The following is a 10,635-nucleotide window of genomic DNA, read 5'->3' on the forward strand; positions in this document are numbered from 1 at the left end:
CAGCCGCAACAAACTGCTGCCCCGGGATCGAATCAACCGCCTGCTGGACCCCGGCTCGCCGTTTTTGGAAATCGCGCCCCTGGCGGCGGACGGCGTTTATAGCGAAGACATCCCGTCGGCCGGCATCATCACCGGTATTGGCCAGGTGGAAGGGGTCGAATGCCTGATCGTGGCCAACGACTCCACGGTTAAAGGCGGCACCTACTACCCGCTGACCGTCAAGAAACACATCCGGGCGCTGACCGTTGCCGAAGAAAACCACCTGCCCTGCATTTACCTGGTAGATTCCGGCGGCGCGAACCTGCCCCAGCAGGATGATGTGTTTCCTGACGCCGAACATTTTGGTCATATCTTCTACCGCCAGGCCAACATGTCCGCCAAGGGCATTCCCCAGATCGCCGTAGTACTTGGCCTGTGCACCGCCGGTGGCGCCTACGTGCCGGCCATGGCCGATGAGAGCATCATGGTGAAAGGCCAGAGTTCCATCTTTCTGGCGGGCCCGCCCCTGGTCAAGGCGGCCACAGGCGAAACCGTATCCGCCGAAGAGCTGGGTGGAGCCGATGTGCACTGCAACATTTCCGGCGTCGCGGATCATCTGGCCCACACCGAAGAAGAAGCCCTGGAACGAGCCCGCCGTTGCATTGCCAACCTGAACCATCGCCCGGCCAACAGCCTCAAGACCAAACCGGTTCAGGAACCGCTGCATGCGCCCGAGGAACTGCACGGTGTGGTGCCTGCCGACCAGCGCACCCCCTACGACGTTCACGAAGTCATTGCCCGGCTGGTGGACGGTTCTGAATTCGATGAGTTCAAGGCCGGCTATGGCGCCAGTCTGGTGTGCGGCTTTGCCCATCTGTACGGCCACCCGGTGGGCATTGTTGCCAACAACGGCATCCTGTTCTCGGAGTCTGCCCTCAAAGGCGCACACTTCATAGAGTTGTGCAGTCAGCGGGGTATTCCCTTGATTTTCCTTCAGAATATAACCGGCTTTATGGTGGGCAAGCAGGCCGAGCACGGCGGCATTGCCAAGAACGGCGCCAAAATGGTGACCGCCGTTGCCTGTGCCCGGGTACCCAAGTTCACGGTCATTATTGGTGGCAGTTTCGGCGCCGGTAATTACGGCATGTGCGGCCGCGCCTACAACCCGCGCTTTTTGTGGATGTGGCCCAACGCCCGTATCGCGGTTATGGGTGGCGAACAGGCTGCCGGAGTGCTGGCCGACGTCAAGCGGGCCGGTATGGAGCGCAAGGGTCAGAGCTGGAGTCAGGACGAGGAGCAGGCCTTCAAACAGCCCATCATCGACCAGTTCGAAACCCAGTCGAACCCTTATTACGCGTCAGCCCGACTCTGGGACGATGGAGTCATTGATCCGGCGGATACCCGCAAAGTCCTGGGACTTGCCATTTCCGCCTCGCTGAATGCACCGGCCGAAGAGACCCGCTTCGGCGTGTTCCGCATGTAACGGCCCCCAAGCGACAAACATTCAGGAATTTGCCATGACCGAAACCACCGTTATCAGCCAGACCGACGCCCGGGGCGTCACCCGGATTGTTCTCAACCGGGCGGACAAGCGCAACGCCTTCAACGATCAGATTATTGTGGAGCTTACCGAAGCCATCGAAGCGGCCAGCAATAACCCGCAATGTCGCGTGGTCATCATCGCTGGCGAGGGCAAGCATTTCTCGGCGGGCGCAGATCTTGTTTACATGAAGCAAACCGCTGCGCTCAGTGAGCAGGAGAACGTGGACGACGCCCATCGTCTGGCCAGACTGATGCAGGTGCTTGACCTCATCGACAAGCCAACCATCTGCCGGGTTCAGGGTGCGGCCTACGGCGGTGCCCTGGGTCTGATCACTGCCTGCGATATTGCGGTGGGCACTGACACCAGTCGCTATTGCCTGAGTGAAGCCCGCCTGGGCATCACCCCGGCGGCTATCGGACCCTATGTGGTTCGCGCCATGGGACCGCGCCAGGCCCGTCGCTATTTCCTCAGTTCCGAAGAAATTCCCGCTGACAAGGCGCTGGAAATCGGACTGATTCATGAACAGGTGCCGGAAGACCAGCTGGATGCCCGCATTGAAGAACTCACGGTAACCTTGCTGCGTAACGGCCCGGTGGCCATGGCCGCCGGCAAGGCACTGGTGGCCGAGGTCACCGGCGGCCACATCAGTGCAGACACCATCGACTACACCGCCCGACTCATTGCCAGACTGCGCACCGGTGATGAAGGCCAGGAAGGACTGGGCGCCTTTTTCAGCAAACGTACACCGGGCTGGGTGCCGGAATCATGAGCAGACAATCTCCTATTCAGTCCCTGTTGATTGCCAACCGCGGCGAAATTGCCCGTCGTATTATCCGCACAGCAAGACAGCTGGGCGTTCGCAGTGTCGCTGTCTATTCCGATGCCGATGCTCAGGCGCCGTTTGTGAAGGAAGCGGATCAGGCGGTTCACATTGGCCCGGCGGAAGCCGCATCCAGCTACCTGGATTACGACAAGATCGTGGAAGCGGCGAAAGCCACCGGCGTTGACGCTATCCATCCGGGCTACGGCTTTCTCTCGGAAAATACCCGGTTTGCCGCAGCCTGCGAAAAGGCCGGCATCGCCTTTATCGGGCCTCCGGCCAGTGCCATCGCCGCCATGGGCTCCAAAAGCGCCGCCAAGGCTTTGATGGAAAAAGCCGGTGTGCCCCTGGTGCCGGGCTACCACGGTGATGAGCAGACCATGGAACGATTTGCCCGGGAAGCCCCGGCAATCGGCTATCCGCTGCTGATCAAGGCCAGTGCCGGTGGTGGCGGTAAAGGCATGCGCGTGGTCCGCAACCAGGAAGAGCTGGCCGAGCAGATCACCGGCGCCAGACGGGAAGCCGAGTCCTCCTTCGGGGACGCCCACCTGCTGATGGAACGTTACCTGGAAGCACCCCGTCATGTGGAAGTGCAGGTGATGTTTGACCAGCACGGACAAGGCCGCTACCTGTTTGACCGGGACTGCTCGGTCCAGCGTCGCCATCAGAAGATCATCGAAGAAGCACCCGCTCCGGGAATCCCCGATGCCATCCGCAAAGCCATGGGTGAAGCCGCCGTTCGCTGCGGCGAGGCCATCGGCTACGTGGGCGCCGGTACTGTGGAATTTCTGTTTGATGCACAGAGCGATGATTTCTTTTTCATGGAGATGAATACCCGTCTGCAGGTGGAGCATCCGGTCACCGAAATGATCACCGGGCTGGATCTGGTGGAATGGCAACTGCGGGTGGCCGCTGGCGAACCCCTGCCCTGGGCCCAGAGCGAACTGCGTTGCAGCGGTCATGCCATGGAAGCGCGGGTGTACGCCGAAGATCCCGGCAACGATTTTCTGCCCCAGACCGGCCACCTGTATCGACTCACCGAGCCTTCGTCGCAAGGCCCGGTGCGGGTCGATTCCGGAGTCAGCGAAGGCCTTGAAGTCACCCCCTGGTACGACCCCATGCTGGCGAAAGTGATTGCCAGTGGCAGCGACCGGGACCAGGCCCGCCGTAACCTGATCCAGGCATTGAAGGAATATCACGCCGATGGCGTTACCCTGAATGTGGACTATGTCAGCCGGGTGCTGGCCCACCCCGCCTTCGCCAGCGCAGACCTGACCACCGGTTTCGTGGAAAACTATAGGGAGGATCTGGCTGAAGGGCCCTTTACCCCGGAAGAGGTTCTGGCGTTAAGCTGGCTGGGCTGGCTGCACACTTGTGGACGATCTGCAGCCACGCCTGTTACGACGCCCTCCCCCTGGCAGCTGCTGACCGGATTCCGCATTGCCTGTTCTGACTGGCAACCCTGTGAACTGGATGTGAGCAGTGAGCGCACCTTCGGACGCTATCAGCTCAGTGGTGATCAGGCTGCACGGTTTGCGTCCGGAGACACAGAGACCACGTTGCAGTGGTCTGGCAATACGGACGGCAGCCTCATGGTGCAACTGAATGGCCGACAGGTTCGTCTGGACGCCCATGGCCGCGGCAACCAGGTGGCGATTTTCGCCGATGCCATGACCTGGCCCGCCCGCATCAACAACCCGGAAGAGCGCGAGGGCGCCGGTGCCAACGAGACCGAGCTCACCGCCCCCATGCACGGCCGGGTCACCTCGGTGCTGGTGGCTGCGGGCGATACGGTGGTTTCGGGTCAGGCATTGCTGACCCTTGAAGCCATGAAAATGGAACACACCCTGCGTGCCGGGTTTGACGGCAAGGTGGAGGAAGTGCTCTGCGACAATGGCAGCAGCGTGGTGGCGGCGCAGGTTCTGGTGCGTCTTGAAAAACCGGAAGAGGAGGCCTGAGTCATGAACGACAATCAGGTTACCCTGGTGGAAGTCGGCTTGCGGGACGGTCTGCAGAACGAGAAAACCCCGCTGTCACCACAACAGCGGGCGGACTGGTTCAATGCTCTGGTGGCCGCCGGCCACCGCCGCATCGAAGCGGGCAGCTTTGTGTCCCCGAAATGGGTGCCGCAGATGGCCGGTACCGATGAGGTTATGGCGCTGATCCAGCGCCCGGCCGGCGTATGGGCGGAAGTACTGGTGCCCAATGAGAAAGGACTCGATGCCGCCCTGAAGACCTCAGCTGAAGTCATGGCGGTCTTTACCGCCGCCTCGGAGAGCTTCAACCAGAAGAACATCAACTGCTCCATTGATGAGAGCCTGGAGCGTTTCCGGCCGGTGATAGCACGGGCAAAAGCGGACGGTCGCAAGGTGCGGGGCTATGTTTCCTGCGTGGTGGGCTGCCCTTACGAAGGCAGCATCGAGCCGGCCCAGGTGGCCCGGGTCACCCGGGAGCTGCTGGCGCTGGGGGCCGACGAGATTTCCCTGGGCGATACCATTGGCGTCGCCCGCCCCCGGGAAATCCACGCCCTGCTGGACGCCATTATCCCGGAAACCGGCACTGAGCGTCTCGCCTTGCACTGCCACGATACCTACGGCCAGGCCATTGCCAACATCACTGCTGGTCTTGAACGGGGCATCCGCATCTTCGACAGCGCCGTCGCCGGTCTGGGTGGCTGCCCCTACGCCAAAGGCGCCACCGGCAACGTCGCCACTGAGGACGTGCTGTATCTGCTGCAGGGTCAGGGCTTTGAAACCGGTGTGGATCTGAACAGGGTAGCGGCGCTGGGAGCGGAGATTTGCCGGGTACTGGGTAGGGAGAATCCGTCGCGGGTGGGTAAAGCGTTAACAGCCTGAGTGGGCTACCCCATAATCTCCGCCGCCCAGCGCGGTACCGGATCCACCAGAATCTGCCATAGGCCGTCTTTCCAGGTGGCGACCCGGATGTAGGGTTGGCGGGCGCTGGAGTTGTCCACCAGGTGCAGTTCATCGGCCAGGCCAATGGAGTCGCGAACGTTGGTCCAGGTCCTGGGTATCCGGCTGGCCACCTTGTCTTCCGGCACGTTGTGACCGCCGCTGGTGACCCGGGAGGCGACCCTGGCATTGTTCAGGCTGGTGTCGTTCAGGTGGAAATAGAAAATATGGATGCGGTAGCCGGCAGCTTTTGCGGCGGCGACAAAATCGAGCTTGGAGGGGTGGGAGTATACGGTTTCAAAGCAGAAGGTCTGCTTTTCGTTCAGCAACCGGAACCGCTCTTTCTCGGCAATCAGCGCTGCTTCATAGCTGTGAGCTTCCGGCTCGGTGGGCCAGAGCATCCTTGCTATGTTGTCCGCGTTCACCAACGGGATGTTTCGACGCTTTAAGAACCGATCATAAAACGTTGATTTACCAGAGCCATTTCCTCCAACCAGGAGCCAGAGCTCAGGCTGCATGGCCCTGCCCGTTCAGTGGCTCGAAGCGACCGTTGCGGAAGTGACCGGTGATCTTCTGGCCGTCGGGATAAATGGCATCCAGACATCCGGGGTGGGTTTCCGAGGCCTGATAGACGATGCGGTCACGGGCGATAGCACGGAACAGTTCACCGGATTCCCGGGCAGAATCAACTTCGGCCCAGAGCTCGTCACTGTTCAGCGGTTCCGGCGTTACCGCTTCCACCCTGACCCGGCGGATACCCTGGGTAATCACAATCAGGTCTTCGGCGCTCACCTCATCGGCGATTGAGCGACCAATCTCCGCCCAGAACTCGATCTGTTTCGGGGTCGATCGACGCTGTACCTGCGCTTCTGCCGCTGCGCGGCGTACCAGAGAATCTTCGAGTCTGACTGGCGTTGTCATGATTACCTCCTGAGACCATCAAGGCTGTTCGATACAGATTACCACGGATGTAGCAAAACGCAACAAACTGAATCAGTCAGCAGCAAGTCTCACCTGATGTGCCGGGTTTTCAATGGCTTTCCATGTGGGAAGATTACTGCCAATATCCTTAACAAATGGCCGAGTGGCGGGCGATACCGGGGTGTTTTCGCACACCGAATCAGTATGCCCGGCGTCACAACCGGTTTCTATTACAAGCCTGGCAGGAGCAGTACCGAATGCGCAGATGGAATGGCTGGGGTGACGACCGTGTTCAGCCGGTGTTGCCAGCAACCGGACAAGACTTTCTGAAGGCCAGGATTGGTACGGCCAGTCCGCTGCCTGATGCCAGCCTGGACGATGTCCTGAAGCTGGTACCTCCTTCCCGCCTGCCGGAACACCCTCTGGTGGACCGCACTGCAGAGACCCGCACCCGTCACGCCCGGGGTCAGAGCCTGCCAGACTGGCTGGCCATGCGCAGCGGCCGGTTCCATACCTTTCCGGACGGCGTCGCCCTGCCCGCCACCAGTGCCGACGTAAAGGAATTGCTGTCCTACGCGGAGGCCAGCGGCGCCCATGTCATTCCCTATGGCGGTGGTACCAGTGTCGCCGGTCATATCAACCCCCTGGCCGGCGATGCACCGGTGCTGACTGTCAGCCTGGCCCGGATGAACCGGCTGCTGGACCTGGATGTGGAAAGCCAGCTGGCTACCTTTGGCGCCGGCACACCAGGCCCCCTGGTGGAGGCCCAGCTTCGCGCCCGGGGCTACACCCTTGGCCATTTTCCTCAATCCTTTGAGCTGTCGACCCTCGGTGGCTGGGTAGCCAGCCGTTCCAGTGGTCAGCAATCGTTGCGCTACGGCCGGATCGAGCAACTGTTTGCCGGTGGGCGCATTGAAACCCTGAGGGGGACATTGCTTATCCCTACCCTGCCGGCCTCGTCGGCAGGTCCGGATATCCGCGAGATGGTACTGGGCTCCGAAGGCCGGCTGGGAATCATTACCGAGGTGGCCGTCAGGGTAACGCCCCTGCCGGTCACAGAATCCTTTCACGTCGCCTTCTTTCCGGACTGGACCCGGGCCACGGCGGCGTCCAGAGCGCTGGTGCAGAACCGGACTCAGCTTTCGATGCTGCGCCTCAGTAACGCCACCGAAACCGAAACACAGCTGGCCCTGGCCGGACATCCTGGGCTTATCCGGCTGCTGGAAGGCTATCTGTCGTTGCGGAAAGTGGCGGCAGGCAAGTGCATGATGACATTCGGTGTCACCGGATCCGCTCGCCAGTGCAGCTCAGCCCTGAGCGAGGCGAAATCGCTCTGCCGTCGTCATGACGGAATCTATATGGGGACAGGGCTGGGCCGCAAGTGGGCCGAAAAGCGCTTCGCCATGCCCTACCTCAGAGAATCCCTGTGGCAGTTGGGCTACGCGGTTGACACCCTGGAAACCGCCACCGACTGGGACAATGTTGGCCACCTGACCGAACTGATCGAACACAACCTGAACACCGGGCTGCAAGACGATGCCGGCGGCTCCGGCGAGAAGGTGCATGTGTTCACCCATCTGTCCCACTTTTACCCCCAGGGTTGCAGCATCTACACCACCTACGTGTTCCGGGTTGCAGACAGCTATGAGGCTACCCTGGCCCGCTGGCAGGCCCTGAAACACTCCACGTCGGCGCTGATCGTGACCAACCGCGGCACCATCAGTCACCAGCACGGTGTCGGCAAGGATCATGCGCCGTATCTGCCCGTTGAAAAAGGCCCCCTGGGCATGATGGCCATTCACGCCCTGGCCCGGGCTTTTGATCCGGAGCAGCGGCTCAATCCGGGCACCCTGCTGCAGACGCAACCCGGTGATCCGGTCAACCAGCCCTCCGCCGGAGGTGACCGCCATGACTGATCAGTTAAGCGGAATCGCCGATCATTACGATGTACTGGTGATTGGCGGTGGTATTACCGGGGCCGGTGTTGTTCGAGAAGCCACAGCGGCGGGCCTGAAAACCCTGTTGGTAGAACAGAAGGATTACGCCTGGGGCACTTCCAGCCGTTCCTCAAAAATGGTCCACGGCGGGCTGCGCTACCTGGCCACTGGCCACCTGGGACTGACCCGGGACGCGGTCCGGGAGCGCCAGCGTATGCTGGAAGAGGCGCCGGGGCTGGTGGACCGCATGCGCTATGTCATGCCCCACTACCGGAAGCGGTTCCCGGGGCCCCGGCTGTTCAGGTTGTTGCTGCGGATCTACGACTTTTTTGCCGGTGAGAAATACCAGCACGCCATCCCCCGCTCAGAGATGCTGCAGTGGTTACCGGGCATGAACGACGACGGCCTCCTGGCGGCTACCGGCTTTTCCGATGCGGTGACCGAAGACGCCCGACTGGTGATCAGGGTACTGGCGGAAGCCGAGGCCCTGGGAGCCCATATCCGAAACTATGTCAAAGCCGGGGACATCGCAAAGGGCGAGGCCGGACACTGGCAGGTAACACTGCAGGACCGGTCAGACGACAACCCTGAACAAGGGCCCGCCCGCATGGTCACCGCAAAACTGGTGATCAACGCCACCGGCGCCTGGGCAGACCGTTTGTGGCACAACAGGGACGGCAAGGACACCCTGCGACCACTGCGGGGCAGTCACCTGATCGTTCCGTTCGACAAATTACCCATCTCGGTCTCACTGACCCTGATGCACCCGGACGACGGCCGCGCGACCTTTATCTATCCCTGGCTGGGTCGTACGGTTATCGGTACCACCGATCTTGACCATAGCCCGGACCTGGATATTGAGCCGGTGATATCACGGGATGAGGTCACCTATCTGCTGCGCATGGCAGCCAATGCCTTTCCCGGCTACCCCCTGACCGAAGCCGACGTCCTGTCCAGCTGGTCCGGTGTACGTCCGGTGGTCAGCAGTGGCAAGGGACTATCCCCTTCCAGCGAGAGCCGCGAACACGTGATCTGGAACGAGGATGGTCTGGTATCCGTTGCCGGCGGCAAACTCACCACCTTCCGTCTTATCGCACGGGAAGTGCTGGCTACCGGCAGCAGCCAGCTGGGGCAGATTGATCTGATCAGCGACGACCTGCCGGTGTTTCAGCCGGCGCCTGCCATACCCCGGCCGGCATCGGTGCGTCACCTGACCTGGCGCCGGCTGCAGGGACAGTACGGCGCGGATTTGCCAGGACTGCTTGAGGCCGGGCCGCTGGAAGAGATTGCCGGCACCGATGTGCTCTGGGCCGAACTGCATTGGTCCGTACGCCATGAAGCTGTGGTGCATCTGGACGATCTGCTGCTGCGCCGGACCCGGCTTGGCCTTATTCTGCCGGCGGGTGCCAAGGCACTGTTGCCGGAAATGGAGCAGCGACTGGTGGATGACATGCCCTGGTCCGGCCGGCAATGGCAGGCCGAGTGTGCCCGCTATCTTGCCATCTGGCGAGGGGCCTATTACCTGCCCGTGGAGGCAGGCTGACCGTCATGACCACTGAGCCACTGATACTCGCCATTGATAACGGCACCCAGAGCATTCGTGCGCTGCTGTTTACCAGATCAGGCGAGCTGGTGGGATCAGGCCGGCAGGACATAGAGCCTTATTTTTCAGAGCACCCCGGCTGGGCCGAACAGCACCCGGCGTATTTCTGGGAATCTCTGGGCCAGGCCTGTCAGCAACTCTGGCAGAATACAGACGCAAACCCCGCTCAGGTCGCGGGTGTCACTGTCACAACCCAGCGCGGCACCGTGGTGAATCTGGATCGGCAGGGGGTACCTTTGCGGCCGGCAATTATCTGGCTGGATCAGCGTCATGCACAAATTGAAGGCCCGGTGCCCGGGCCCTGGGGCTGGCTGTTCCGGGCGGCCCGGTTACAGGACACCATCGATCAGTTCCGCAAGAATGCCCAGGCCAACTGGATTGCCCAACACCAGCCGGATATCTGGCAGCAAACCCATAAATTCCTGTTGCTGTCCGGCTACGTGAATTTCCGGCTGACCGGAGAATACCGGGACTCCACCGGCAGTCAGGTGGGCTACCTGCCGTTCGATTACAAGAAGCACCGGTGGGCCGGGAAGCAGGATTTCAAATGGCGGTTGCTGCCGGTAACCCCAGCCATGCTGCCGGATCTTGTCAGACCAGGGGAGCGGCTGGGCACACTGCTACCAGATTCCGCAGCGCATCTTGGCGTGCGGGCGGGTTTGCCGGTGATTGCTGCCGCGTCTGACAAGGCCTGTGAGGCGCTTGGCAGTGGTGGGCTGTCGCCAGACATTGCCTGCCTCAGCTACGGCACTACCGCCACCATCAACACCAGTAACCACCGCTATGTGGAACCGGTCAGGTTTATGCCGCCATACCCTTCCGCCATTCCGGGCCACTACTCCACCGAAGTCATGATCTACCGCGGGTACTGGATGGTGAGCTGGTTCAAGCGGGAGTTCGGTCTCAGGGAGCAGAGGCTC

General features: G+C 61.4%; 9 protein-coding genes. 7 read left to right on the forward strand and 2 right to left on the reverse strand.

The annotated features are described in order from the left end of the window. From AAC035_RS12905 to AAC035_RS12920, 4 genes are all read left to right on the forward strand, one after another. Nucleotides 1–1,462 (forward strand): carboxyl transferase domain-containing protein (locus tag AAC035_RS12905; protein WP_339804815.1); only part of this gene is annotated, 1,462 nt, incomplete at its 5' end. A gap of 34 nt (nt 1,463–1,496) precedes the next feature. Continuing rightward, the gene (locus tag AAC035_RS12910) at nt 1,497–2,291 is read left to right on the forward strand and encodes an enoyl-CoA hydratase-related protein (RefSeq protein WP_339804817.1); all 795 of its coding nucleotides are present in this window, start codon (nt 1,497–1,499) and stop codon (nt 2,289–2,291) included. After that, nucleotides 2,288–4,300, forward strand: coding sequence for an acetyl/propionyl/methylcrotonyl-CoA carboxylase subunit alpha (locus AAC035_RS12915; protein WP_339804818.1), 2,013 nt, complete (start codon nt 2,288–2,290; stop codon nt 4,298–4,300). The genes AAC035_RS12910 and AAC035_RS12915 overlap by 4 nt, the downstream gene beginning before the upstream one ends. Nucleotides 4,301–4,303: 3 nt before the next feature. After that, entirely contained in the window at nt 4,304–5,197 is an 894-nt protein-coding gene (locus AAC035_RS12920) for a hydroxymethylglutaryl-CoA lyase (RefSeq protein ID WP_339804820.1), read from the forward strand. 5 nt (nt 5,198–5,202) lie between these two features. On the opposite strand, the gene AAC035_RS12925 is transcribed toward AAC035_RS12920, so the two are convergent. Both AAC035_RS12925 and AAC035_RS12930 read right to left on the reverse strand, forming a co-directional pair. Continuing rightward, the gene (locus AAC035_RS12925) at nt 5,203–5,772 is read right to left on the reverse strand and encodes an AAA family ATPase (RefSeq protein ID WP_339804822.1); all 570 of its coding nucleotides are present in this window, start codon (nt 5,770–5,772) and stop codon (nt 5,203–5,205) included. Beyond that, nucleotides 5,762–6,175, reverse strand: a complete 414-nt coding sequence (locus AAC035_RS12930; protein ID WP_339804824.1) for a hypothetical protein — start codon at nt 6,173–6,175, stop codon at nt 5,762–5,764. The genes AAC035_RS12925 and AAC035_RS12930 overlap by 11 nt, the downstream gene beginning before the upstream one ends. A gap of 257 nt (nt 6,176–6,432) precedes the next feature. Here AAC035_RS12930 and AAC035_RS12935 point away from each other — a divergent pair, with 257 nt between their 5' ends. The 3 genes from AAC035_RS12935 to AAC035_RS12945 all read left to right on the forward strand — a co-directional run. After that, entirely contained in the window at nt 6,433–8,091 is a 1,659-nt protein-coding gene (locus AAC035_RS12935) for an FAD-binding oxidoreductase (RefSeq protein ID WP_339804826.1), read from the forward strand. Further along, nucleotides 8,084–9,655, forward strand: coding sequence for a glycerol-3-phosphate dehydrogenase/oxidase (locus AAC035_RS12940; protein WP_339804828.1), 1,572 nt, complete (start codon nt 8,084–8,086; stop codon nt 9,653–9,655). Before AAC035_RS12935 ends, AAC035_RS12940 begins: the two co-directional genes overlap by 8 nt. A gap of 5 nt (nt 9,656–9,660) precedes the next feature. Further along, on the forward strand, nt 9,661–10,635 hold a 975-nt coding region (locus AAC035_RS12945; RefSeq protein WP_339804830.1), incomplete at its 3' end, for an FGGY-family carbohydrate kinase.

This window comes from uncultured Marinobacter sp., from assembly GCF_963974375.1.
In the GTDB taxonomy this organism is placed as follows: Bacteria; Pseudomonadota; Gammaproteobacteria; order Pseudomonadales; family Oleiphilaceae; genus Marinobacter.